The 24095-nt window shown below is 61.5% G+C and carries 31 protein-coding genes and 1 tRNA gene; 16 read left to right on the top strand and 16 right to left on the bottom strand.

The window, feature by feature from the left end; all coding sequences use genetic code 11:
• Positions 1-302 precede the first annotated feature (302 nt).
• From UP09_RS17150 to UP09_RS17115, 8 genes are all read left to right on the top strand, one after another.
• Complete coding sequence (locus UP09_RS17150; RefSeq protein WP_044539425.1) at positions 303-701, top strand: phasin family protein; 399 nt, start codon at positions 303-305, stop codon at positions 699-701.
• A gap of 307 nt (positions 702-1008) precedes the next feature.
• A complete protein-coding gene (locus UP09_RS17145) occupies positions 1009-1443 on the top strand; it encodes a phasin (RefSeq protein WP_044539424.1) in 435 nt (144 codons plus the stop codon).
• Positions 1444-1687: 244 nt separating this feature from the next.
• A tRNA-His gene (locus UP09_RS17140) sits at positions 1688-1764 on the top strand.
• Between the two features lie 315 nt (positions 1765-2079).
• Positions 2080-2784: a hypothetical protein gene (locus tag UP09_RS17135; RefSeq protein ID WP_044539423.1), complete on the top strand. Its 705-nt coding sequence runs from the start codon at positions 2080-2082 to the stop codon at positions 2782-2784.
• Between the two features lie 669 nt (positions 2785-3453).
• Positions 3454-4188, top strand: coding sequence for a hypothetical protein (locus UP09_RS17130; protein WP_044539422.1), 735 nt, complete (start codon positions 3454-3456; stop codon positions 4186-4188).
• Positions 4189-4299: 111 nt separating this feature from the next.
• Positions 4300-4647, top strand: a complete 348-nt coding sequence (locus tag UP09_RS17125; protein WP_044539421.1) for a hypothetical protein — start codon at positions 4300-4302, stop codon at positions 4645-4647.
• A gap of 168 nt (positions 4648-4815) precedes the next feature.
• Positions 4816-5136, top strand: coding sequence for a hypothetical protein (locus UP09_RS17120; RefSeq protein WP_044539420.1), 321 nt, complete (start codon positions 4816-4818; stop codon positions 5134-5136).
• Positions 5137-5311: 175 nt separating this feature from the next.
• The gene (locus UP09_RS17115) at positions 5312-5992 is read left to right on the top strand and encodes an AAA family ATPase (protein ID WP_044539419.1); all 681 of its coding nucleotides are present in this window, start codon (positions 5312-5314) and stop codon (positions 5990-5992) included.
• Between the two features lie 192 nt (positions 5993-6184).
• Here the strand turns inward: UP09_RS17115 and UP09_RS37680 are convergent, their stop codons facing one another.
• From UP09_RS37680 to UP09_RS17110, 3 genes are all read right to left on the bottom strand, one after another.
• Positions 6185-6337 (bottom strand): hypothetical protein, encoded by a 153-nt coding sequence (locus UP09_RS37680; protein ID WP_156164640.1) that lies wholly within the window; start codon positions 6335-6337, stop codon positions 6185-6187.
• 135 nt (positions 6338-6472) lie between these two features.
• Positions 6473-6622: a hypothetical protein gene (locus UP09_RS37675; RefSeq protein WP_156164639.1), complete on the bottom strand. Its 150-nt coding sequence runs from the start codon at positions 6620-6622 to the stop codon at positions 6473-6475.
• 115 nt (positions 6623-6737) lie between these two features.
• Positions 6738-7031, bottom strand: coding sequence for a DUF4282 domain-containing protein (locus UP09_RS17110; protein WP_044539418.1), 294 nt, complete (start codon positions 7029-7031; stop codon positions 6738-6740).
• 240 nt (positions 7032-7271) lie between these two features.
• Here UP09_RS17110 and UP09_RS17105 point away from each other — a divergent pair, with 240 nt between their 5' ends.
• From UP09_RS17105 to UP09_RS38160, 3 genes are all read left to right on the top strand, one after another.
• The gene (locus tag UP09_RS17105) at positions 7272-7730 is read left to right on the top strand and encodes a MaoC family dehydratase (RefSeq protein ID WP_044539417.1); all 459 of its coding nucleotides are present in this window, start codon (positions 7272-7274) and stop codon (positions 7728-7730) included.
• A gap of 8 nt (positions 7731-7738) precedes the next feature.
• Entirely contained in the window at positions 7739-8221 is a 483-nt protein-coding gene (locus UP09_RS17100; RefSeq protein WP_044539416.1) for a MaoC family dehydratase, read from the top strand.
• A 176-nt stretch (positions 8222-8397) separates the two neighbouring features.
• The gene (locus tag UP09_RS38160; RefSeq protein WP_044539415.1) at positions 8398-8541 is read left to right on the top strand and encodes a hypothetical protein; all 144 of its coding nucleotides are present in this window, start codon (positions 8398-8400) and stop codon (positions 8539-8541) included.
• A gap of 48 nt (positions 8542-8589) precedes the next feature.
• Here the strand turns inward: UP09_RS38160 and UP09_RS38155 are convergent, their stop codons facing one another.
• The 6 genes from UP09_RS38155 to UP09_RS17070 all read right to left on the bottom strand — a co-directional run bounded on the left by UP09_RS38155 (position 8590) and on the right by UP09_RS17070 (position 12227).
• A complete protein-coding gene (locus UP09_RS38155; protein WP_197082685.1) occupies positions 8590-8727 on the bottom strand; it encodes a hypothetical protein in 138 nt (45 codons plus the stop codon).
• 320 nt (positions 8728-9047) lie between these two features.
• Positions 9048-9467 carry a hypothetical protein gene (locus tag UP09_RS17090; RefSeq protein WP_044539414.1) on the bottom strand — a complete coding sequence of 140 codons (420 nt, stop codon included), beginning with the start codon at positions 9465-9467 and terminating at the stop codon, positions 9048-9050.
• A gap of 151 nt (positions 9468-9618) precedes the next feature.
• Entirely contained in the window at positions 9619-10497 is an 879-nt protein-coding gene (locus UP09_RS17085; RefSeq protein WP_044539413.1) for a hypothetical protein, read from the bottom strand.
• A 289-nt stretch (positions 10498-10786) separates the two neighbouring features.
• Positions 10787-11221 carry a nuclear transport factor 2 family protein gene (locus tag UP09_RS17080; RefSeq protein ID WP_044539412.1) on the bottom strand — a complete coding sequence of 145 codons (435 nt, stop codon included), beginning with the start codon at positions 11219-11221 and terminating at the stop codon, positions 10787-10789.
• A 198-nt stretch (positions 11222-11419) separates the two neighbouring features.
• Positions 11420-11686, bottom strand: a complete 267-nt coding sequence (locus UP09_RS17075; protein WP_044539411.1) for a hypothetical protein — start codon at positions 11684-11686, stop codon at positions 11420-11422.
• 91 nt (positions 11687-11777) lie between these two features.
• Entirely contained in the window at positions 11778-12227 is a 450-nt protein-coding gene (locus UP09_RS17070; RefSeq protein WP_044539410.1) for a nuclear transport factor 2 family protein, read from the bottom strand.
• A gap of 311 nt (positions 12228-12538) precedes the next feature.
• Here UP09_RS17070 and UP09_RS17065 point away from each other — a divergent pair, with 311 nt between their 5' ends.
• The 3 genes from UP09_RS17065 to UP09_RS17055 all read left to right on the top strand — a co-directional run bounded on the left by UP09_RS17065 (position 12539) and on the right by UP09_RS17055 (position 15310).
• A complete protein-coding gene (locus tag UP09_RS17065; RefSeq protein WP_044539409.1) occupies positions 12539-13660 on the top strand; it encodes an alpha/beta fold hydrolase in 1122 nt (373 codons plus the stop codon).
• A gap of 73 nt (positions 13661-13733) precedes the next feature.
• Positions 13734-13976: a hypothetical protein gene (locus tag UP09_RS17060; RefSeq protein WP_044539408.1), complete on the top strand. Its 243-nt coding sequence runs from the start codon at positions 13734-13736 to the stop codon at positions 13974-13976.
• 947 nt (positions 13977-14923) lie between these two features.
• Positions 14924-15310 carry a hypothetical protein gene (locus UP09_RS17055; RefSeq protein ID WP_044539407.1) on the top strand — a complete coding sequence of 129 codons (387 nt, stop codon included), beginning with the start codon at positions 14924-14926 and terminating at the stop codon, positions 15308-15310.
• A gap of 50 nt (positions 15311-15360) precedes the next feature.
• Here the strand turns inward: UP09_RS17055 and UP09_RS17050 are convergent, their stop codons facing one another.
• Both UP09_RS17050 and UP09_RS17045 read right to left on the bottom strand, forming a co-directional pair.
• The gene (locus tag UP09_RS17050) at positions 15361-15642 is read right to left on the bottom strand and encodes a hypothetical protein (protein ID WP_044539406.1); all 282 of its coding nucleotides are present in this window, start codon (positions 15640-15642) and stop codon (positions 15361-15363) included.
• Positions 15643-15651: 9 nt separating this feature from the next.
• On the bottom strand, positions 15652-16452 hold the full coding sequence (locus tag UP09_RS17045; protein WP_245302019.1) for a DpnI domain-containing protein: 801 nt from the start codon (positions 16450-16452) through the stop codon (positions 15652-15654).
• Positions 16453-16488: 36 nt separating this feature from the next.
• Here UP09_RS17045 and UP09_RS17040 point away from each other — a divergent pair, with 36 nt between their 5' ends.
• Positions 16489-17307, top strand: coding sequence for a hypothetical protein (locus UP09_RS17040; RefSeq protein WP_044539405.1), 819 nt, complete (start codon positions 16489-16491; stop codon positions 17305-17307).
• Between the two features lie 88 nt (positions 17308-17395).
• Here UP09_RS17040 and UP09_RS39010 read toward each other — a convergent pair whose 3' ends face one another.
• The 5 genes from UP09_RS39010 to UP09_RS17020 all read right to left on the bottom strand — a co-directional run bounded on the left by UP09_RS39010 (position 17396) and on the right by UP09_RS17020 (position 23735).
• Positions 17396-17686 carry an SH3 domain-containing protein gene (locus UP09_RS39010; RefSeq protein ID WP_502689060.1) on the bottom strand — a complete coding sequence of 97 codons (291 nt, stop codon included), beginning with the start codon at positions 17684-17686 and terminating at the stop codon, positions 17396-17398.
• Between the two features lie 310 nt (positions 17687-17996).
• Positions 17997-20909, bottom strand: coding sequence for an excinuclease ABC subunit UvrB (gene uvrB / locus UP09_RS17035; protein WP_044539404.1), 2913 nt, complete (start codon positions 20907-20909; stop codon positions 17997-17999).
• 305 nt (positions 20910-21214) lie between these two features.
• Positions 21215-21451 carry a hypothetical protein gene (locus UP09_RS37035; RefSeq protein ID WP_082070169.1) on the bottom strand — a complete coding sequence of 79 codons (237 nt, stop codon included), beginning with the start codon at positions 21449-21451 and terminating at the stop codon, positions 21215-21217.
• 156 nt (positions 21452-21607) lie between these two features.
• Positions 21608-22840, bottom strand: a complete 1233-nt coding sequence (locus tag UP09_RS17025) for an NAD(P)-binding domain-containing protein (RefSeq protein WP_044539402.1) — start codon at positions 22838-22840, stop codon at positions 21608-21610.
• On the bottom strand, positions 22830-23735 hold the full coding sequence (locus UP09_RS17020; RefSeq protein WP_044539400.1) for a LysR substrate-binding domain-containing protein: 906 nt from the start codon (positions 23733-23735) through the stop codon (positions 22830-22832). The genes UP09_RS17025 and UP09_RS17020 overlap by 11 nt, the downstream gene beginning before the upstream one ends.
• 119 nt (positions 23736-23854) lie before the next feature.
• Between UP09_RS17020 and UP09_RS17015 the strand changes: the two genes are divergently transcribed.
• Positions 23855-24088: a hypothetical protein gene (locus UP09_RS17015; protein WP_044539399.1), complete on the top strand. Its 234-nt coding sequence runs from the start codon at positions 23855-23857 to the stop codon at positions 24086-24088.
• Positions 24089-24095 lie beyond the last annotated feature (7 nt).

Genomic DNA, 24095 nt, shown 5'->3' with positions numbered 1-24095 from the left:
TGACCGCATTGGTTGGGCTTTCTCACCTGCGATGGGCGCAGATACCGGCGGCCAAAGGATGACAGCCTTAACGGTTCGTTAGTATCGCAAGCGCGCGGCGGCAGGTCCACGGCTGTGCCCATCCTGCCCACGGCAAAGGCTGGATAACGTTAACTTGCCTGAACGATCTGCCGCGCTTAGGCGTTGTCGGCGCAAACGGAAACCGGCGACACCACGTCACATCGGCGGTGCGGCGTCGCGGTATAGGCTGGCGCCGGCCGAGGACGTAATCGGCAGGCAGCAACAATCCAGGGAGCACGACCATGAGCGACAACGGACGTGACCATTTCGAGATCCCCAAATTCGAGATCCCCAAGGACATGCGATCGATGGCGGAGGCAAGCTTCGGCCAGGCCCGCCAGGCGTTCGAGAAATTCGTCTCCACCGCACAGGCGACCGCCGGCACGATCGAGGAGCGCAACGCCAGCGTGCGCGCCGGCGCCAAGGACATTTCGAGCAAGGCGCTCGCCTATGCCGAAAAGAACGTGCAGTCCTCGCTGGACTATGCGCAGTCGCTGCTCAAGGCCAAGGATCTGACCGAAGTGATGAAGCTGCACAGCGACTACGTGCAGGGCCAGATGCGTTCGCTCGCCGAACAGGCCAGCGAGATGGGCCAGATCGTCAGCCGTGCCGCGATGGACGCGGTCAAGCCGAAAAGCTGACGCGGGCTGAGATAGAGTTGAGGCGAGCCGAGCCTGCCGCCGGTGCCCCGATACAACCTTGGGGCTGCCAGGATGGAACCTGCATCCGGCGCATTCAAAAGTTGCGGCATTGCAGCGAATTCACGTTGCGTTGCACAAAATTGACATGTTATGGGTGTTTTGTAGGTCATGCCCAACGAAGGGCATTCCCCGTGAACCAAGGCAGCGTGATCCATTTCGACGGCCCCGGTTTCAGTTCCGGGCGTCCGCAGATGGTCACATCGAAGTCACCCCTTTCGAGTCACCCGTTGCGAAGGATTACACGTCAATGACCAACCCGTCCGATCCGTTCTCCGCCTCCGTCATCCCGTTTGAAGTTCCCGAGCAGATGCGCGCCTTCGCCGAAAAAGGCGTCTCGCAGGCCCGCGACAGCTACGCCAAATTCAAGGACGCTGCCGAGACCCACAACTCGACGGTCGAGGCCGTCTTCACCACCGTCAGCAAGGGCTCCAGCGAGTATTCGGCCAAGGTGCTCGAGTTCTTCAAGGCCAACACCACCACCCAGCTCGAATTCGCCCAGTCGCTGTTCTCCGTGAAGTCGCCGACCGAGGCGATGGAGCTGTGGACCTCGCACGCCCGCAAGCAGTTCGAGACCTACGGCGCCCAGGCCAAGGAACTCGCTGAGCTCGGCCAGAAGGTCGCCGCTGAGGCCGCCGAGCCGATCAAGGCCAGCGCCGCGAAGCTCTACAAGCCGGCCGCCTGATTAAGGCCTGCACCACGATTTGCAGAAGGCCCGGGCGGGAATGTCCGGGCCTTTTTGCTGGAAAACGCGTCAAAACAAGCGCCTGGGGCCTGGATTCCGGTCTGATCAGACTCTGAGCCGTGGTTATCCATCGGCGTGAAATGCGGACGGAAAGCCTGCGTTCCGGCCTTGCCAAAGGCGTGCGTTGCACCTAGTTTCCGCCCGAAATCGCCGCCCCCCTTTTAGCGGGGCCGCGTGCCAGGATGCAGTTGTAGCTCAGTTGGTTAGAGCGCCTGTCTGTGGAACAGGAGGTCGGTGGTTCGAGCCCACCCAACTGTACCACTTCGGTTGAATTGCCCTGTATCACCAGCATCTTACTGATAGACCTGACGTGTTGCGCCACCTGGAAAGGTAAAGGCATTGCGGATGGTTGCGTCAAGTCAACAGCACAGCCGCGGACCAGAGAAGCGCCGGTGGACTTCAGCCACAATCGCGTGTGGAGGTGATTTACGTCGTGCGCCGGATACGTTCCCCCGTGATCAGAAGGCAGATTAGCACCCGCTTAAGAGGGAGCCATTCGGTGGCCCTGCGGCAACGCAAGATTTCGGCGAGCGATCCGCCCTACACTCGCGGTGGCTAGAAGACGGTGACGCGCAAATGGCAAAACAAGACAAAACGGACAAGCAGATCTCACTATCGCAGCTCGTGGCGCTTCGTCGTAACGAGGAGCATGAAAGCTATTTTGTTTTGCACAAGTTCGATGATGGCGCGTGGGATTTTGACTACGTCGTTCCTTGGACCAAATCGGCGTGTAATGTTGATGCCAAGCTCATGATTATTGGGCAAGACTGGTCTTCCGAAGAATTTCTTCGTAACCAAAAAAACAACACATCAGATCGTGTCGCCTTGCGGAAGCAATTAGGGCAAGACCCCCACTTGCCAACTAACAAGAACATCAAACGCTGGCTACCGTTTTTCAACACTACATGGGAACAGACCTACGCAACGGACGTGTCAATCTTCATTAAGCCAAAGAAGATGACCGCAAGAGTGCCGATGACTGTACTGAAGCACTGTGCAGACAAGTACACTTTGCCTCAGCTGAGGATCGTGAAGCCTTTTATGGCGATTTGCTTGGGCATCAAGACCTTCAACTCAGTACGACGTGCATTGGGAAAATCGCCAATGCTTCTACGTGAAGCACTGCAGCCGAATGGACACACCAAAGAGCATGGCGTTGAGATTTACGGCGTTCCCCATGCAGGCGGTCTAGGGCTTGCTGCGTACGGAGGACGTGTAGGCGTTGAACCGATCTGGCTGCGACTTGCGGATCGCTACCGGCAAATTTTAGAGGATTCTTGATCGATTCGAGGCTTTTCAGATGCGCGTTGCCGTGGTTGACATTGGAAGTGCCGCCAACATTGGATGGGCGATAGATGCTCCCGAGGCTAGCGGTACAACGCTGAACGAGTTGGTTCGCGTGGTCGCACATGCGCTGGGTAGGGGGCCTGTTGCATTGGGCTTCGAAGCTCCTCAGTTTGTTCCTATGCGTGACGATCCGCTGAAGCTTACGCACGCTCGTTTTGGTGAGGCCGGATCCGGTCAACGACCTAGGCCCTTCTCGGCCGCTGCTGGTTCCTCAGCGCTGGTTACTTCTCTCGTCGTCGTTCCCTACGTGCTCAATGAACTGCGCAAGGATGTCCCAGGCGGACGCATCACGTTCGACTGGACCCGACCTCCTTCCGCCCCGGGCGAGTTACTCTTGTTCGAAGCCTTTGTAAGCGGACAGTCCGACCAAGGCCCTGACCGGCACATGAACGATGCGCGACGCGCGGTCTTCGACTTCAAAGGAGCTATGAAGTCTTCCAGCTCTCGCTCTAGTCACAGCCGCTTTGCAGACCCTAACATTTTCAACCTGCTAGCTGCAGCGGTACTGAGAACCGGTTGGTCGGATGATATCAAGCTGTTGTCGGCTCCGTGTTTGGTCGTTCGGTCAGCTGATCAAACAAGATCACCCCAAGGCAGGGCTGAATGACTCTGGATCAGTACATATCTACTGGCGCCAGCGCCGGGTCGTTCCTTGCAGCGTTCGCTACATTTCTTACCGTGTGGCAGATTGCCAAACAAAGAAAAGCTACGTATCGGCCAGACGTCGTGGTCAAACGCGCACGCGTAATAGTGCTTGAAGAAGACAGGACAGATGATCAGTTCATCGCTCCCTTGCTGAAGTGGAGGCACGATGAGCAAGAAGTTGATAGCCAGCCGAGTTTTCTCGGTCACGATTATTCGCTGCTGCTTGTGAACATCGGACTTGGCGCGGCAACGACCGTCGCGGTCACGTGGGATTTTCCCATGGTGTCGTTTGTTGCCGCGACAGGCATGCTCGCAGTCAACAGTGGTTACCCGGAGAGAATTGAGTTCAAAAATGGAGCGGTCAGCGTAACCAAACCGCAGATAACCTCATACTGGCAAAACCAAAGATACGATCACTTTGACTATCTGGTGCCGGCCTCAATCGATAAGGAACCGGCGAAGCTAGATCTTCCCTCCGCGTATATTCTGGCAGTCGCGACTCGTATGGCTCTTTTTCTCGGAGTTTTGCCGAACTCGGACAGGGAGGAGCCGGACATACCGCCTTTGCAGCTTTTTTTGGAGTTCAATGACATTGCAGGAAGAAGGCACTGCATGAGGTATGAGATTGAATTCCATTGGTTCGTGGCGACCCCCCATGCCTTTGAGGCAGAACTCATTCCTAAGAGAACATAGCCGTCCGGGGTGCGCATCCGAACGCGCTAGTTGTGTTGTGTCCGTGCAGCCCTGCTTGCCATTCCCGCCCCGTTCACCCACTATCCGCCAAATGACGGCCTTGGGGGACGCATGGGGATCATCGGTTCAAGGACTTTTCCGTTCGCGCTGATGCTGGTGATAGGGGGAGCCGTCGCTCTGCTCCCGACCAGGAGCAAGGCCTACACCGACGATCAGCAGCAGGCCTGCACACCGGATGCGTTCCGGCTCTGCAGCTCCGAGATCCCTGACGTCGATCGTGTCACGGTCTGCATGATCCGGAACAAGGCGCAGCTCTCACCTCAATGCAAGGCGTTCTTCCGGCCCGATCCCGAGCCGGAGCGCGTTGCGGCAGAGCCGGCGAGGCGGCCGGTCGCTGCCAAGCGCAAGGTTGCGAAACCGCACAAGGCGAAGAAGCCGGCGAAGCCTGTGGCGAGCTGACGCAGGGCTTGTCCGCGCACTGGATCACGCCGCGGCGATTTCAAGGCCATCGCGCGCGACAGACTGACGCCTTGTGATGCTGTCACGCAGCAACATCTTTTCTCTTTGGTTGTTATCAGCCGAACAGAGTCCGTTCCGCGATGCGCGGCATGGTTGAGGAGAGATCACTTGAGCGCGTTTTACAGACAGGAGATCGATCGGCACTTCGCCTGGTTCGAAGCCAAGCTGCCACCGCGACCGGCGCGGTTTGTCGGCTGGCTGCGCCGGCCGTCGTCGCGCTATGTGCGGATTCCGCTCGCGATCCTGCTGATCGTCGGCGGCATTTTCAGCATCCTGCCGGTGCTCGGGCTCTGGATGCTGCCGCTTGGACTCCTTTTGTTCGCGCAGGATGTGCCGTTCCTGCAGAAGCCGGTTGCGCAACTGCTCGGCTGGGTCGAGCGCAAATGGATCGAACGCGACGCGAAACGTGCCGCAAAACGCGCGCGCTGAGTCAAATCGGGCGTTGAGCGGCTTCCATTTGCGGTTGTGTTATGTGCGGAGTGTGACTCAAAAGCCAAAATGTGCCGGTAATCTTGGCTTCTTTGCGGATTGCAAGAAATTTATCTTTCACGAATCAGCGCGCTGATTCATTTTCGCCTCCTGGGGTCAATCTGGAGGCCAAGGTATGAACGTCATTGTTTTCGCGTCGCGTAAGGGGGGCTCGGGAAAAAGTACCCTGGCTGCCCACCTCGCCGCGCAAGTGCACAAGGCAACGAAGCCCTGTTTGCTGATCGACGCAGATCCGCAGGGCTCGCTGACTCTCTGGCATAAATTGCGCGGCACCAACGAGCCGCCGATCAAGACGGCGGTGAACTCGGTCAGCGGCATCATCGCGCAAGCCAAGCGTGACGGCATCGAGTGGGTGTTCATCGACACGCCGCCGAATCTGTCGGCCGTGGTCGACGACGCCATCAAGAACGCCACCATGGTGATCATTCCGGCGCGGCCCGGCGTGTTCGACGTCAACGCGGTGCAGGAAACGATTCAAAACTGCCGGTCGTCGCGCAAGCCCTATGCGGTCGTGATCAACGGCGCTCCGGCGCAGCGCGATAGCGTCGAAAGCCCGATCGTCGCGATCGCCCGCGAGGCGCTGGCGAAATTCCGCGCGCCGGTGTGGAGCGGCCAGATCACCAACCGCGCCGATCTGTTGATGGCGCTCGGCCACGGCGAAGGCGCCCGCGAATATGATTCGGAAGGCCGCGCCGCCGCCGAGATCAACCGGCTGTGGGCCGCGATCGAACGCTCGATCAAGGCAATCCGCGGCTCGGCATCGGCCTCCGGCGCCATGCACAAGCAGGCGGCGTAACAACGCCGCTGTTGCCTGGACTGACAAACGCGCGGGGTCCGCGCGTTTTTTAGTGCGACGCGTCATTGCGAGCGCAAGCGAAGCAATCCATCGTTCCACACATGCGGAGGAATGGATTGCTTCGCGGAGCTTGTCATCCGGCGGCGCTTTGCGCCGACCGGGTGGCTCGCAATGACGGGGCAGCAGGTGGCTTTACGCCACCATCAGCATGTAGAAAATAATCACCGGCGCCAGGGTCAGGATCACCGACCAGATGCCGACCGCCCACAAAATATCCTGGATCGTAAAGCCCGGCCTATCGGCAATTCCGGACCCTACGGCAATCGAACGCTCCTCAAACTTCACGACGCCCCCGCGTTGTTCTTGTTCGTAATGGGCGCAACGATACGCGAGCGGTTTTAAAATCCCGGCCGCAATTTCGCTCGCATTTGACCACAGGTGCTACCGCCGATTAACCACGGCGGTGCTCCGGCCGCCGCCTCAGGCCGCCAGCAAATGGTAGGTCATGACCGGCGCGAAGCCGATCAGCATGGCCCAGATCGCAAATGACGACACCAGCAGCACGTCATGCACCCGTTGAGCGAGCTCGCTGGATGGATAGCGCGGATTGTGATGGATTTTTGTGATCATTAGTCTCCCCCCAGAGTTGTTTGAGGAGAGAGCAATACGCTGAAAATTTGAAGTTCCGGCTCGCGCCGCCGCTCAACTTGGCGGCGATCCAGTCATCGTGTCTTAACTATCAGCCTTAGCGCGTGCCACCCTGGTCCCTGATCGCGCCGAGATGCTCGTTGATGCGGAACACGATCAGGATGAACTCGGCAACGATGCGCGAGAACACGATGCCGACGATGACGCTGGCGATCGACGCGAGCAACTGGATGAAGCCGACGAACGGGCTGATCGCCATCGTGGAGAGGCTCAACAGGATGCCGGAGATCCCGAACAGCATGATGACGCCGATCACGAGCCAGTAGAACGTCTTGATGATCGTGGGGGTGATGAAACGGTCCCACTGAAACAGATCCTGGAAATCGAACATCGGTGGTTCTCCCGGCAAGCCGAAATTTGATTCGCGTCTCATCCTACTGCGTCATGCCTGGCTTTATCAGGCTGGCTTTATCAGGCCAGCTTTATCAGGCCATCCCGGGGCGCTTGCGTCCCCGCGACCAGCCCCCGAACCGGGCGCCGGCCGGTCAGGGGCGAGCTATGCGAGTGGGCCGGTTGAGATTGCCGTAAATAACGGCCACAATCGGGCTTCCCTCCAGCATATCCTCACCCCATGACCAGTTTGACCTTCGAAGATTTCAAGCCCGGCCGCTTCGGGACGTTTGGCCCGCGCCATGTCACGCGCGAGGAGATCCTCGCCTTTGCCGCCGAATACGACCCGCAGCCGATGCATCTCGACGAGGCGGCGGCGCAGAAATCCATGCTCAAGGGCCTGTCCGGCTCGGGCTGGCACCTCGGCTCGCTGATGATGCGGATGCTGTTCGACGGCTTCATCGGCCGCACCGCCTCGCTCGGCTCGCCCGGCGTCAACGAGATGCGCTGGATGGCGCCGCTGCGTCCGGGCGACGATTTGACGCTTGATGTCGACGTCACCGAAGCCCGCGTCTCGAAGAGCCGCCCGGAGACCGGCATCGTGACCTTCAAGGGCACGATCCGCAACGCGAAGGGCGAGGTGCTGTGCGAGATGGAGTCGCCGATCATCGTAGCCCGCCGTAACGGCGTGAGTAGTTAGAGGACGGCATGCGTTTCTTTGAAGACATCGAGATCGGCGACCGGCGCGACTTCGGTTCGTTCACCTTCACGCCGGAGGACATCAAGCGCTTTGCTGGGCAGTTCGATCCGCAGCGGTTCCACCTCGACGAGGAGGAGGGACGCAAGTCGCTGTTCGGCGGGCTCGCAGCTTCGGGCTGGCACGTCGCCGCTGTGTGCATGAAGCTGCTGGTCGCCGACGGCAAGCGGCAATCGGCAGAGGCCGCTGCGCGCGGCGAGACGGTCGCGGTGTGGGGACCTTCGCCGGGCTTCCGCGAACTGCGCTGGATCCGTCCGGTGCTGTCAGGCGACACCATCAGCTTCTCGAACCAGGTCGAGACCAAGCGGACCTCATCGAGCCGTCCCGAATGGGGCATTTTGCAGGCGCGCAACACCGGCACCAATCAGCGCGGCGAAATGGCGTTCTCGTTCCTCGCGACCGCCTTCGTGCCGCGGCGCAATCCCGGTTCCTGATGTTGCACGCGCGCATCTGATCTGTTGCACGAACGCCATGGTTAGCGGATTACTTCTACGCACCCCTGCGGTTGTGCATTGCGCGGAAGCTATTTTTTGCTAACGCATTCTGAACCTTTGTCCCTGCCTATGGCTTTTGAGCAAGAACCTCAGGGAAAGAACTTCAGGGTGTGACAATGGCAGATCGCAGCGCGCTGAAACTGGTCGGCTTTATCTTCGCAACGGTGACGCTCGTCGTGATGCTGGCCACCGGCCTCGTCGTGAAAGGCTTCGCCGACGGCAATTATTCGTTCGAGACGACCGCGAGCATCAATCGCTGACTCGGTCTCCGATAACTATAGCGCCCGATCGCTGATCAGGGCGCGATCTTAGCGGTTCCAGATCAGCACCATCACCACAGTCACGGCCAGCAGCAATCCGACAAACCGGATCATGATCGTTCCGACACTCTGCTGCGATTGGCGCAGCGGGATGGGATCGGTGTTGTCAGGTCGAACGCTCTGCATGGATTGGGCCCCTAAGACGTGCCGGCCGCCTCGACGGGGCGCCGCTGCTTGGTCGCGGTCTGCGCAACTAAAGTTCAAATCAATGTTGAAAAGTATTGCCCGCGCGGCGTTTCGGCCACGTTAACCGCGGCCATCCGGCGCAAAATAGAGCGTTTTCGAGCGAAGTGGACACCGGTTCGCGTGAAGAAAACGCGTCAAAACAAGAATCTAGAACTTCGGTTCTGATTCAATCAGAACCGAAAGTGCTCTAGTCTTGAAACGAAGCCGCCGCCTCCCGTTCGGGGAGAGGCGGCGGATGTCAGTTTTATAACTGTTTTGGATCAGCTGTTGCGCAGGCCGTCGGCGGCACGCTTCCACTGCGAGACGTTGTCGGCGATCATCCGGGTCGACTTCATCGCGGCCTGGCTGAGCTGGGCATAGCCGGAAATCTCGCGCTGCACGCGCTGGCCTTCGGCATGCAGGAGATCGCGCAGGCTCTCGAGCTCGGAGATCAGCTTCTCGATCTCGGCGAGCGAGGTGCCGGCGACGCGCTGGATCAGCGAGTTGACGTTGTTGACGGTGGCGTCGGTGTTCGGCTCGAGCGGCGCGGTTTCCGGGCTGGTCACCGGCGCCCGGCGCAGATAGGCGATGTCGTTGCGCACGAAGTCGCGGATCCCGGCCTCGACTTCGGTGACCGCGGCGAGATTGCTGTCGACCTCGGTGGTCGGTTCAGCATCAATGGTTTCGGAACGGGCGTTCATCGGCTTTCCCCTGTGTCGCGTAGCGCAGCGCGGCTGTCCCCCGCACGACGAATTGATAGTTGGCACGCCCATGTGGCTTGCGGAATTTGACCGCATCTGGGCCGAGATGCGGCAATGGTTGATCATTCGCGCGACAGGGCTAACGAACCGTTCACCACGTCCGCTTGAAGCCGGCGCTGATGCTCTTGCTGGTCGTCCCCTGCGCGGTCTCGCCGATCGACCCCGACACGGTGACGCCGTCGAGCAGCTTCTGCTCGGCGCCGACCCGGCGCAGCCATTTGTCGTCGAAGGTCGAGGTCTGTCCCGCCGTGATGCTGGTGCCGGTGTCGTTGACGGACAGCTTTGCCGACTGGTCGGCGTCGTAGCTGCGGGTCGGGCGGCTGACGATGCCGGGCACCGGCACCACGCCCTGCTGGGTCATGTTGATGCCGTTCTGCAGCGTGACCGAATAGCTGTCCGACAGCGGCACCTGTTTGCTTAAGGAGGTGCCGATCTTGCTCTGATCGGCGCCCGGATCGATGCGGGCTTCGACCGAGGTCTTGTCCCAGACCGAAGCCACGCCGGGCGCGGTAATCGAAGCCCAGGCCGAGCCGCCGGATTGCGGCAGGCTGCCGCCATTGGCGAGCCTTTCAGACAATTGCTCCGACGTCGTCGTGCCTTGCCTTGCGACCGTCATGTCGGCGCCCACACGCGTATCGAGGAACGGCGAGACCGACTGCTTGACCGACACCGCCGACGTGCCGTTGCCATTGAGGTTGGACGACCAGGCCGGATTGCTGCCGGCGCCGCCATTGACCTTGGCCGCGCCCTTCGGTGCCAGCACCGGCAGGGTCGTCGGATCGGTGTTGAGCTGGCTCCAGTCGAGCTTGCTCTCGTCGATATCCTTCAGGATGTCGACGTCATTGGCGTCGGCCGCGGTCTCAGCCGGCGGCGCGGCCTCTTCGGTCGCCTCGTCAGCTCCGTCTTTAGCAGGAGGTGTTTGGGCAGCAGCCGAAACCGCTATCGCCAAGGTCAAACCGGCCGCCAGCATCGGCAGCCTTGTCCAGCCAAGCAATCTTGCCCAGCCAAATCGTGATGCGAAAGTCATTCCCAGCCCGCGAATTCCAGAGCCGTAATTTGCTGATGTCGTGGTGCGAAATTATGGCGGCTGGATCGTGAGAACCAAGACCTTGAGAACGATGGTTCGCCATGTCCGGGCAGGGGCGCGTTGTCGCGCCGGATGCCCCGTGCCCTTGCGGCCCTTCCCGGGGCTGGCAAAGACGAGCCGCAGGGGACGGGCGAATGCCCGGACATGGCGAAGCTGGAGAGATCGTTGAGCGTTACACCGCCATCCGTGGCAGATGGATGGGATAGCCCACGGTCTGTTCGACGAGGTCGAAAGTGTCGACCAGCACGCGGAAGCTGGTCAGCTTGCTGGCCCTGAACTGCGCGAAATGCGCGATCCGCAGCGAGATCGGCTTGTTGGAGTCCAGCGCCGTCAGCGAATAGCGCATCATCGAGGATGCCGAGTCGACGCCCAGCATGATCGACTCGCGGTCGAAGCGGTGGACCCGCACGTTCTCGCCGATCTGCCGGATCACCTCGAGCACGGCTTCCTTGCCGCGGCGCGCGCCGAAGAAGGGAAACATGTCGATCGGTCCATAGATCGCCCAGTCGACCTCATCGTCGAGCAGGGGCTCAAGGTCATCAAGCTGGCGTTCGTTGATCGCGCGATGCAATGCGCGCGAGAAACGCCAGAGGCTGTGCTCTGTCATTTTCGCTGGTTCCTGAAACTGGATTTCGAGACAGCAACGGGCTTGGGGCGTCAGCGCCGACGCCATGCCAGGTTGCTGCATTTCACTATTACGCCCTCAAATAGGGCAGATCGGCCAAAACGCAATTGCGAATTTTGCATTGCACAATTGCGTGGAATTTTACCGGAATGTGAACGAGCCCCGGGTTTTTACGGCTTTTCAGCGGTCGTGCTGCCGGGCCGGCTGCCGTTCGACCACGATTTCGGCGTCCCTGATCGCGATCACCGCGAACAGCAGGGCGCCGCCGATGCCCCCGATCGCGGCCCCCAGCGGCATGAAGGTGAAGAACACCAGCATGCCGCTATAGCCTTCAAAATCCGTGGTTTTGAAGATTTCGACCCAGGCGAGCCCGGCCCCGATGCCCAGCGCCGCTCCGCCGAGGGCGCCCAATGCAAGGCCAAGCAGCGCCAGCAACGCGATCTTCATGGTGGTTTCAGTTCCGACGCCCGTAACAGGCCCTGTGGTAGGTCGGCGTCGGGTCGATCAGGTTCAAAGCCGGTGCGCAATTTACAACCGCCTAAGTTCCGGTACCCCTCTGGCCCGTCAGCACCTCCGCGACGTCACGTTCCAGCACCTGCTGGACCAGGTCAAAGGTGTCGATGATCTCGCGGATCTCGGCGATCTGGCCGTCGCGCAGGGTGTAGAACACGGCGACGTCGAACTGCACCATCCGCGCATTGTCGCGCTTGCGGAGGAACACCCGTAACTGGGCCGCGACCTTGTCGCGCTCGCAGACCAGGTTCTGCGCCTCGTAGCGCATGTCGGAATAGCGGGTGTGGATGGTGGTCCACATCTGGCGCAGCGCCGCCTTGCCGCGGTGCTGGCCCATATGCGGCAGGATGTCGATCGGAGCATTGGCGAGGAACGCGATGTCGTCGGTGCAGCGATCGAGCGCGCCCTCGATGCCGCCGGCATAATAGACGTCGAGGAAGTTCAGCACGCGCTGTCGGTTCAAATCCTCGCCCATGGTCGACTCCGCCGGTTTCCCCGACCCGCCCCACATTGTGGACCGAACTGGCCCACGATCAACCGGCAAGTGGTTGTTTGATTTTGACGCCGCAGGCCGCGGTTTGGTTCAGCAACCATGGCGTGCAAGCACGGCTGCCATGCGCGAACAAACCGGATCGCGCGAAGGCTCAGGCAACCGCGGCAGGGTCGAATTATTCCATGCCCCGCGGCCGCCAAATCTTTGTTCCGCGGCCTTGCCGGGACCCTTCCGGCACGTATCCTCCGCACCGGAAGGCGGCCGCAGAGAGCCGCCGCAATGGGGAGAGACCAATGATTCGCATCGCCCACCTCGCCGTGGCAGCACTGCTGCTCGCCGGCCCGGCTTCGCTGTTGCCTGCTTTCGCGCATACGCCGCAGCAACCGCCACACCAGCTCTACAATGAGGGTGACCTCAAGCTCGAGAGCGGCGAGGCGATCAAGGATTTTTCGATCTCCTACGTCACCCACGGCACGCTGAATGCGAAGAAGTCCAACGCCATTTTGATGGTGACGGCGATCTCGGGCAATCATCACCGGCTCGATTTCATGATCGGCCCCGGCAAGGCGCTCGACACCGATAAATATTTCATTGTCTGCACCGATGCGATTGGCAACGGCTTCACCACGTCGCCGAGCAATTCGAAGGCGCAGCCGCGCATGCAGTTCCCGAAATTCGTGCTCCGCGACATGGTGGAATCGCAGTGGCGGCTGATGAAGGAGAAGCTCGGCATCGACCGTGTCGTTGCGGTGATCGGCCCGTCGATGGGCGGCATGCAGGCGCTGCAATGGGGCGTCAGCCATCCGGATTACATGGACGCGCTGGTCGCGATCGTGCCGCTTTCGAAGACGCCGGCCTGGTCGGTCGCGGTGATGGAGGCCTCGCGCAAGGCGATCATGAACGATCCGGCGTGGCAGGACGGCAATTACGTAAGCCCGCCGGAGAAGGGCGTGCGGCTGTTCCGCGACATCGTCGCGCTGCTCGCGGCGCGCACGCCCGACATGTATGCCGGGCAGTTCAAGAGCGGCCCCGATGTGCTGCCCTGGATGGAGCAGCAGGAGACCGCGCTGCTGCCGCTGTTCGATGCCAACGACTGGATCTACCAGAGCTGGGCCTATGACCGGCACGATGTCGGCACCACGCCGGGCTTTGGCGGCGACACCGCGAAGGCGCTGGCCGCGATCAAGGCGAAGACGCTGATCATGACCGGCACCAAGGACCTGCTCAATCCCGACTTCGAGCCGAAGGAGATGGGCAAGAACATTGCCGACGTGACGATCAAGACGATCAGCCCCGGCAGCGTGACCGGCCACGCCTCGGCCGGCGGTTTTTTTCCGACGGACGTCGAGTTTCTCAACCGCGAGGCTGGTGCGTTTCTCGACGGCGTGACGGATGGCGGCAAGAAGTTGAACTGAGCCGCAGCAAGGGAGATGGAACCCGCAGGGCGGTTCGACCGTTGATGCGTCAGAATTCCATCGGAGCCGTATCATGAAATCAGTTCTTCTCGCTTCCGCCATTGCCGTCATAGCGTTCACCGCCACGTCTCCCGCCGACGCCAAGGGCTGCATCAAGGGCGCCGTCGTCGGCGGTGTTGCCGGCCACTATGCCGGCCATCACGGCGTCCTCGGCGCCGCCGCCGGCTGCCTCTACGGCCGCCACCACGCCAAGGAGCAGGCCCGCGACCAACAGCAGCAGCAACAGGCTCAGCCGGCGCAGCAGGACAAGCTGTAAAGTGAGGCACAGGACGGTATAGGCGCCGCATACACAGCTGTCGTCCCTGCGAAAGCAGGGACCCATAACCACAGGGTTGTGTTGTTGAAGGAGGCGGTGGCCCCAGCGCGCAAGACAAGGACGAGCGGTGGTTATGGGTCCCGGGTCAAGCCCGGGACGACACCGAATTTGTTGCTCGGTCTGTGAGTCAAGCATCCGCATCCCCGCGACATGATTTGCCCGAGCTTTACTTTCCGTTTCACCCTCTGAATCAAGAGGGCGCAGGGAATGCCGGGTGCACGCTGCACCCGCGGTCCCGTGTGCCAAAGGTAGAAAACAGAGCGCACACGAGCATACAGGTTCAGCGGAGGCACTCCGGCATTCCCTGCGCGATGGGTTACGGCTTATACGTGCTCTCCCCGGCGAAACCGGGCTTTTTTGTCACCGTCGCCAGCAAGACGCTCTCGCGTCTCGCGGACTTTCAACCTGCCTTAGGGGCTCGGGACCACACGACTTCACCGTCCGCCTCATGCGCTCTCGTCAGTTGCGCAATCGACGTCCACCGCATCCCACCGCGCGTTCGTGACGTGCGCACGCCCCTCTCATCGGGTGAGACGGGCATATCTATACACTGAGTTGCAGTTCCTGAAAACCGAAATATTTTCTCTTGAGGGCGTTGACAGGTTTTCGGCTGAGTTGCCCGTCGTGTTGATCTTGTCACAGGTCGTTCCTCCCGTCATTGCGAGGAGCGATAGCGACGAAGCAATCCATCTGTCCATATACGCGGAACGATGGATTGCTTCGCGGAGCCTGTCATCCGGCGGCGCTTCGCGCCGACCGGGTGGCTCGCAATGACGTGGGGGCTGCGTGGTCCCCCGCGCGCGTGACACACATCACGTCGCGCCGTGCTCCGCGCAACTAGCTTGGCGGCATCGGATCATCCTATCGCCTCACAAGGGAACGCCGCCATGAACGCCAACACTGCACCGAAATCACCCGCGCAGAACCGGCTCGAAGGCTTTGCGCTGACCGCCATCTTCCAGGGGCTGCCGACATTTTCCGCCGCCGTGCTGATCCTCAAGGTCGTCGGCGCCCACGAGATCGTCGGCGAACGCGGCGGCGCGGCGATCTTTGTCGTGCTTGCTGCGCTGGTCTATGCCGCCGTCACGCCCTGGCTGGTCTCGAAATTCCCAATCCTGTTCCGGAAGGCCTCCGAGCCGGTGTTCTTCGACGCGAACCTGTCGGTGTCTGACAAAGTCGCGCAGTGGCGAAGCCAGCCGCGGGTCTCGCTGCAACTCGTGACGACCGTGATCATGCTGTCGCTGCTGGCAGTGGCCGTCGCGAGCATCGGCTAGCCCGTCGCGCTGGCGGCGCTTGCCATCGTCCGCCGGTCCACCTTGGATAGCTAGACAAAATCAGTCGATTTCAGAAAGTCCTCAGCCTTCGCGCGCGTCGGAAACCGGCCAAGTTCGCGATAGTCCGGATCATGCTCGGCCGAGTCGGGTGAACGAATAGCGACGAACTCGTCGCCTTCTTGCGCGACAAGCTCAGTCAAGTCTTCGCTGGTGAAGGGCGACATATGCCGTGCGCCGCAATGCGGGCAATCGTCGTCGCACGTGCAAGACCACTCGTCAGTCCAAACTTTCTTGCAGCGCGCACATCGGTAGAGATTCAGAAACCAGGCCATGGCGAACCCTTACGATTTCAGTCGGTAATTGCCTCGCGAAACAAACTCGATGAATCCACGGTCACGCAGATACTGAAGTTGTTGGCGTATCTTCGGCCGGACGTTCTGGTTACCCGGATAGAGATCGCCGAGATGCCGCTCGAACGCATAGACTTCTTCGAGCGTGAATTCATGTTTGCCCAGCGACTCCACGCATTTCATCACATCGAGCAGCCAGCCCCGGGACTCCAGCGACTCGCTTCTGAGGAACAGCGTCTTCTGCCAATCGGCGAGAACCAGCTCCTTGTCCCGAATGACACCGTTCTGGACGATGTGGATTTTTCCCGATTCCGGGACCTGCCCAAGCAGGATGTTGGACCCAATCCACCCGGCGCGCCGCGCGGTTGGCTTCAACGGCTTCCGTTCTTCGATGATATCTTGCACGAAGAAGTGCTTCGGGACGATGAGCAGGTTGACAACCGCGAGCGTCTTCAGATCGTAGTTCATCAACAGAAGATTGGGATTGTTGCTCGCGACAAGGCGCTCGCACTTCGTCTTGTAGGCGCCATCGGCTACCTTGGGACCGAACTTGCCTTTCTGGCTCTTGAGCTCGAACTCCTCGCTGCATGATCCGCACAGAAAATCTGCGACCGGACTGTTGTTCGGAAATTGCGACAACTTCGCATTGCCGCAATGCGGACAGTAAGCCCAAGCCCTGACCCAGGCCTCCGTCCACGTGCGGGCGCTTTGCGAGCCGCTGGTGTAGGTTGATTGGGATTCTTCGAAGCCGAGTTTCGAAGTGATAGGGCGAGCGTTAGTCGTGATATGCAACTAGCGTAACAGTACTTGATCCGTGGGAGAAGTACATTGGGCGAGGCGAAACTCAAGGAAAGTGCCACCAAGAAGTTCACTACACAGTTTCCGATTTGCGCTTTGTGCGGGGGCGATCGGGCAAGCGCGACCCGCGAACACATGCCACCGAAGTCCTTATTTGATCAGTCACACCGTCCGGATCGGTTAGTGATGCCCGCTTGCAACGAATGCAACGGTGGAACGAGTAAGGCCGATCTCACCGCGGCCATGTTGAGCCGATGGAATTACGATAGCCCCGAACAAGAGCGGCGGGATCACAGTCGCTTAGCGAACCAGGTGAGAAAGCAAGCCCCAGAATTGATTGAGGAATGGACGAAGTTGGATCAATTGGATCGAAAAAATGCAATGGAGCATCTCAGAAGCTACGGCGTGATGGTTCCTGATGATGCTGCATTGATGACCATCGGGCCTCAAACAATCAAGCAATTCAATATTTTTGCGCACAAGGCCACGCTTTGCCTCCATTTCGAACATTTTAGGAAGCCACTTTTAAATTCTGGGCGAGTGTCGGCGCATTGGAGAACGAAGGAAGATTTTTCAAAAGACGGGGTACCGGCCGAGCTTCTAGAGATCATGCCAAAATACGGCACGTTGGTGCAGGGCAAATGGAATTCGTCAGAAACATTTGAGTACCGATACGATCTAAATCAAGAGACTGGGTTGTTTGCGTGTTTGGCCCGATTGCGGACAGGTCTGTTCATATCGGGCTTCACGGCGAGTAATGCCGATCTCGTAGCCGGGGAGTCGGACGGCTATTGGATAAAGCCAAACGAGCTGCTTAAGGATCCGGTGCATTTTTCTAAGAAGAACTGAGACAGGGTCTGGTTTGCGTCCCAGTCGATCACCAGCGCTGTGCGGTGATCGCGTAATGTCTAAGTTTGAAATTTGAAGCGGTATTCGCTTATTTCTCAGGATGCAAGATGGGTGCAATTGGCACGGTTTGATCGTCTAGTAGTCCTTGAAGGACATAGCCGATTTTGCTCCCGATCTGGGTTCGGCACCATCCATCGTTGCATTCGCCATAATCTATCAGGCGACCCTTTCGTATCGACCCAATTAATTTGCTCTCCACATCTGGAGCCGATCGCACTTCTAATCTAGTGGTCGCAATGGCTGCCCTGTCTCCGAATGCCGCTGCACTTGAAACGCCAAAGGCTATTGAAGCGAACGCTACAATGGTCACGGGACGCATTGACATGGCGACTCCTTGTGTAGGTCTCGCTTCCTCGATCCACCTGAAGGGAAATCTTGCATGCTTGCCACCAAGCACTCTACAGGTTGTGGAACAAATGCCAAGAGGTCCTAAAGGCGAGAAGCGACCTGAGACACTACCGACGATCGGCGCGGACGTTAGCGCATTGCGCGACGTCGTCAGCGTGTCGAAGATGATATCGAGTGCATCGGTGACCGCGATGCCGACCACAGCGGCCTGTGGCGCTGTAGTGACCGCCGCGAGTCGGAGCTTCCGCAGGACGGCGAGAAGCTCGGCGCGCGTCATGGCTTTACCGCTTCTTCCAACCGCCCCGATGCCCCGGCGCGCCGCCGCTGGAGCGTGGCGAAGGCCCGAACTCCGGCCCCGACTGCCGCGAGTCGGTCGGCTGGATGATCCGGCTGGTGCTGCCGAACGGCTTTGCAGGAAGCGCGCCGCCGTCGCGGAAGGGCAGGGATTCTGGGCCGTGCATTTCGTCGAGATCGGGTTTGTGAACCCTTGAGCCTGACTTGCCGCCGCGGCTTGCCTTGACTGATGTCGCCGCGGCCTTGTTCTTCAGCGCGCTGACCGGCAGGTTCGCGGCCTCGCCGTATTTCTTGGTGCCGGCATAGGCGCCGGCCTTGCCTTGCACGGTGCGCTGTTTCGCGGTGGGGTCGTCGACCACGGCCAACTCGGTAGCGCGCAGGCGCTTGACTTCGTCGCGCAGCCGCGCGGCTTCCTCGAAGTTCAGGTCGGCAGCGGCTTCGCGCATCCGGGTTTCGAGATCGCCCAGCACGGCCTCGAAATTATGGCCGATGCTGATGACGTCGTCGGCCATGCCGCCGTCGCCGATCTCGACCAGCACGTGGTCGCGCTCGTAGACGCTGTTCATGATGTCGCCGATCGATTTCTTGATGCTCTCCGGCGTGATGCCATGTTCGGTATTGTATTCGACCTGCTTCTCGCGGCGGCGGTCGGTCTCGGCGATGGCGCGCTCCATCGAACCCGTGATGTGATCGGCATAGAGGATCACCTTGCCGTCGACGTTGCGTGCGGCGCGGCCGATGGTCTGGATCAGCGAGGTCTCGCTGCGCAGAAAGCCTTCCTTGTCGGCGTCGAGGATCGCGACCAGCGCGCATTCGGGAATGTCGAGGCCCTCGCGCAGCAGGTTGATGCCGACCAGCGCGTCGAACGCGCCGAGGCGGAGATCCCGGATGATCTCGATGCGCTCGATGGTGTCGATGTCAGAGTGCATGTAGCGGACGCGGATGCCCTGCTCGTGCAGATATTCGGTGAGGTCTTCCGCCATCCGCTTTGTCAGCACCGTGACCAGGCTGCGATAGCCGGCCTGTGCGGTGGCGCGGACTTCGCCGACGAGATCGTCGACCTGGGTGCGCGCCGGGCGAATATTGACGGGAGGATCGATCAGCCCGGTCGGGCGGATCACCTGCTCGACGAACACGCCGCCGGCCTCGTTGATCTCCCAGCCGCTCGGCGTCGCCGACACCGCGACCGTCTGCGGCCGCATCATGTCCCATTCCTCGAAACGGAGCGGGCGGTTGTCCATGCAGGAGGGCAGGCGGAAGCCGTACTCAGCCAGCGTCGCCTTGCGGCGGAAGTCGCCTTTGAACATGCCGCCGATCTGCGGCACGGTGACGTGGCTCTCGTCGGCGAACACCAGCGCATTGTCGGGCACATATTCGAACAGCGTCGGCGGCGGCTCGCCGGGGCGGCGGCCCGTCAAATAGCGCGAATAGTTCTCGATGCCGGCGCAGCTTCCGGTCGCTTCCATCATCTCGAGGTCGAAAGTGGTGCGCTGCTCCAGCCGCTGCGCTTCCAGCAGCCGGCCCTGGTTGTTCAGTTCGTCGAGCCGCAGCTTCAGCTCCGACTTGATCGACTTGATCGCCTGCACCAAGGTCGGCCGCGGCGTCACATAGTGCGAATTGGCGTAGATCTTGATGAATTCGAGTTCGTCCTGCTTGTGGCCGGTGAGCGGATCGAACTCCTCGATATTTTCGACGGTGTCGCCGAACAGGTTCACGCGCCAGGCGCGGTCCTCATAATGCGCCGGGAAGATGTCGATGACGTCGCCGCGGACGCGGAAGGTGCCGCGGGTGAAATCGGCCTGGGTGCGTTTGTACTGGAGCGCCACGAGGTCGGCGATCAATTGCCGCTGGTCGATGCGTTCGCCCTTCTTCAGCGCAAACGTCATCGCGGTGTAGGTCTCGACCGAGCCGATACCGTAGATGCAGGACACCGACGCCACGATGATGACGTCGTCGCGCTCCAGCAGGGCGCGGGTGGCCGAATGGCGCATGCGGTCGATCTGCTCGTTGATCGACGAATCCTTCTCGATATAGGTGTCGGTCCGCGGCACATAGGCCTCGGGCTGGTAGTAGTCATAGTACGAGACGAAATACTCGACGGCGTTGTCGGGGAAGAAGCTCTTGAACTCGCCGTAGAGCTGCGCCGCCAGCGTCTTGTTCGGCGCCAGGATGATGGCGGGCCGCTGCGTCGCCTCGATCACCTGGGCCATGGTGTAGGTCTTGCCCGAGCCGGTGACGCCGAGCAGCACCTGGGTGCGGTCGTTGCGTTTGATGCCCTCGACCAATTCCTTGATCGCGGTCGGCTGGTCGCCCTTCGGCTCGTATTCGGACTTGATTACGAACGGCTGGCCGCCTTCGGATTTCTCCGGGCGTGGCGGCCGGTGTGGCGTCCACACCTGCGTCGAGCCGTCATCCTTGCGGAACTCGGGGCGGCCCTCGCGGATCAGGTCCTCCAGCGCGTCCGCGGTCGCCTTGACGCCGAACGCCTCCATCTTGCTACGCGGCGGCCGCGCCAGCGATTCGTCGTCATCCTCGGCGGTGGGCAGGCCGAGCTGCCGCGCCAGTTCGGGATCAAGCGTCGGGATCGTGGCCGAGGTACCGTAATTCGCCTGGGGCGCCTCGTCGAAACCGGCGGCATCGCGCTTGGCGACGTCCTCGCCGGTGTCGCGCGTCGACGCCCGCGCGCGATGGGCGGCGGCCTCGCCACCCGCACGGCGGTCCCAGGAATTGTCCGGCGGCGGCTGCAATCCGGTGCCGGAACCCATGCCGGCATCGCCGCGGTTGATCGCGGGATTCAGCAGCTCGGCCAGCGCCGGCCCGATCGGTTGGACGTCGGGCCGGTGAGCTTTGGATTTGGGGGTTTTGCCGGGCTTTTTCGGAGTGCTTGGTGTCTTCGCCATGCCCCGAATATGGGACGAGTCCGGCAGCGAGAAAAGGGCAAAGGGGGCAAGGATATGGGCCTGGCGCCCCGCTGGCAGCAATTGTCAGCAGGGCAGCCGTCGTGCGCGTCAGGCGCGCGGCTTATCGACGATATCGAGGTGGATTCCGCCGCAACCGTCGCACTGCAGGGTCCAGTATTCGGCAGCACGGCCGGGAATCACGCGCAGCACGGCGAGTTCGGCCTGGCAGTCCGGGCAATTGGTTCTGATCTGCGTCGCCGGGGCAGCTTCGCATCGGGGGACGACAGCGACGACGGCGTTGCCGATCAGGCCGAAACCTGGGCTGACGACATTGTCTTGCCACTGCGTTGCCGGAACCGGTCGATCTGCGTCTTCGCGTCCGTGATCGCTGCATCCCGATCGGACCACGCAAAGCCGATGTCGAGCGTCGGAAACGAAATGCCATCGATGACGACCGGCCTTTGATCGGTACGTTGAATCCTGGCGTGCCATTGCCCTGTTCCCACTTCAAACGACGAGATTTCAAAACCGCCGTAAATCATCTGCGACCTCGAAATTTCCAGCCTCGGGGATCGAACCACGCACGTGGGACGCCAAGTGTGAATGAGTTCACACAGCGCCATTTTTATTTGTGCGGAGCAGTGGAATCTAGCTTTTGAGCATGATCTTTTCGGAAAACCGGTGCCCACTTTTCCGGATCATGCGTAGAGGCGGCCCGCGATGTGATCGGCCAGATCGGCGGCGTCGTCGCCGACGCCTGACAGGAACGAGGATTTCATCTTCGACAACCATTGCAGGCCGAGGAAATACAGGCCCGGTATCTCGGAGATGCCGCGGCGGTGTCTGGGATCGCCGTTCGCGTCCAGCACCGGTATCTCGATCCAGCCGAGATCGAGGCCGTAGCCGGTGGCCCAGATCACGGCGCCGATGCCCTCGGCGCTGAGATCGAGACGGTGCAACGGCTCGGTGAGGCACGGCGGATCAGGCAGTTGGGCGCGGGCTGTGGGATCGTCGGGGTAATCGAGGCTGTGCGCACTCACAAAGTCATCCACCACGCCGAGGAACGTCGCGTAGGCGGCATCGCCATTGGCGATGCTCTCGGCCAGATCGGGCGCAATCGCGATCACGCCATCGCGCGCCGCCGTGATGCGGCCGAGCAGCGTGATGCCATCGGCGGCGAAGCGGCGGAAGTCGATGGTGTGGCCGCCATCGGCGCCCGAGATCACCGGCAGCAGGCGCGTCGGGCCGCGCAGCTCGACCGGGGTCTGGTCGATGCCGATATCGGCCAGCCATCGGAACAGGTCGCGCCCGCGATAGCGGCGCGGCAGCCGGCTGTGGCGGCCGACCGACAGGAAAACGCGGCGGCCGGCGCGCCGCAGCTCCTCGGCGATCTGTGCGCCCGAGGCGCCGGCGCCGATCACCAGCACCGCGCCGTCAGGCAGCTGCGCGGGATTTTTGTAATCGCTGGCGTGGACCTGGAACAGGCCGGGATGGTCGCGCAGCAAATCGGGCCGCAGCGGCCGCTGATAGGGGCCGGTGGCGACCACGACGTTTCGCGCGGCGATGCCGCCGTCCGCGATGTCGGCGATGAAGCCGTCAGCATCGTCGCTGCGCCGCAGCCGGGTCACCGCGACGCCGCAGCGGATCGGCGGCGCGACGAAGGCCGCGTAGTCCTCGATGAATTTGACGATGGCTGGGACCGCAGAGAAGCCGTCGGGATCGCCGTGTGGAAATGCAAACTCCGGCAACCGCACCGACCAGTTCGGAAACTGGAACGTCAAGCCGTCCCAGCGTTCGCTGCGCCAGCGCTCGGCGATGCGATGCCGTTCCAGCACGAGATGCGCGATGCCGCGCTGCGTCAGCCGGTGGCTCATGGTGAGGCCGGCCTGGCCGCCGCCGATCACCAGCGTATCGACGCGCTCAACCGGCACTGCGCGCTCCCTTGCCGCGCGCGGCGGGCTCGGTTGCGGCACGGATGATCCAGCGCCGGAACGCGGCGAAGTCGCGCTGATCGGCGTGGAAGCCGCGATAGACCAGGTACCAGCGCATCCCCTTCGGCACGCTGAGCGCAAACGGCGCCACCAGCCGGCCGGCGGCGAGGTCGTCGTCGATATAGGGCCGGATGCCCATCGCGATGCCGAGGCCGTCGACCGCGGCCTGCAGCGCCTGGCCGTAGAACTGGAATTCGGGTCCGCGCGCGGTGACGCGCGGCACGCCGGCGGCCTTCAGCCATGACGGCCAGTCGTCGGGCGAATGCGCGACGCGGATCAGGCTCGGGCCCTTCAGGTCGGCGGGGCGCTTCAATCCATTGGCAAGCCGCGCCGTGCACACCGGCAACAGGTCGGCCGCGAACAGCGGCTCGGCGACCAGGCCCGGCCATTGCCCGTCGCCGAGCTGGATGCCGCAGCTCCAGTCGTCGCCGAACGGCGCCTGCATGCCGCCGGTGGTGATGCGAACCTCGATATCGGGCTCCGCTTTGCGGAATTCGGCGAGGTGCGGGATCATCCATTTCATTGCGAATGTGGGCCCGACGCCGACAGTGAGCACGCGCGCGCTGGCCGATGCGGTGACCTGTGCGGTCAGGCTCGCCAGCGCATCGAAGATCGGCGTCAGCCCGCTCTGATAGGCGCGGCCGGCCGGTGTGGTGATGAGACGGTTCGCCTTGCGCTCGAACAGCGCGACGCCGAGCCGCTCTTCCAGCAGATGCACCATCCGGCTGATCGCGGCGGCCGAGACGTTGAGCTCGTGCCCTGCGCCGGCGAAGCTGCCGCTCCGCGCCGCGGCTTCGAACGCCTTGATCCCGTTGAGAAACAGCAGCCGCCGCATTCATCACCCTCAGGAAAACTGATGCAAGAGCAAGATAACTCAGTTTGCCCGCGCCGTCCAAGCGCGGGAATATTGGTGCCGCCACGAGATCATGCTCTGGACGTTGAGGGAGACATGCGATGGCTGAGACGACCGATGCCCTGGTGCTGGATCTTGTGGAATGGATCGCGCGCGAGCCGCGGCCCTATGCCGAGGTGATCGAGACCTGGCGCACCTCGTGCCCGCGGCTGACGATCTGGGAAGACGCCGTCGACCGCGGCTATGTCGCGCGCCGCCCGTCGGTCGAGGGACTGCGGGTGACGGTGACGGAAGTCGGCGAGAGATTCCTGCGCGCGCACGGCCGCATGCATTGATGCGCGC

This window comes from Bradyrhizobium sp. LTSP885, from assembly GCF_000938305.1.
Taxonomy (GTDB): Bacteria; Pseudomonadota; Alphaproteobacteria; order Rhizobiales; family Xanthobacteraceae; genus Bradyrhizobium.
This window is presented reverse-complemented; position numbering and strand designations above follow the sequence as displayed.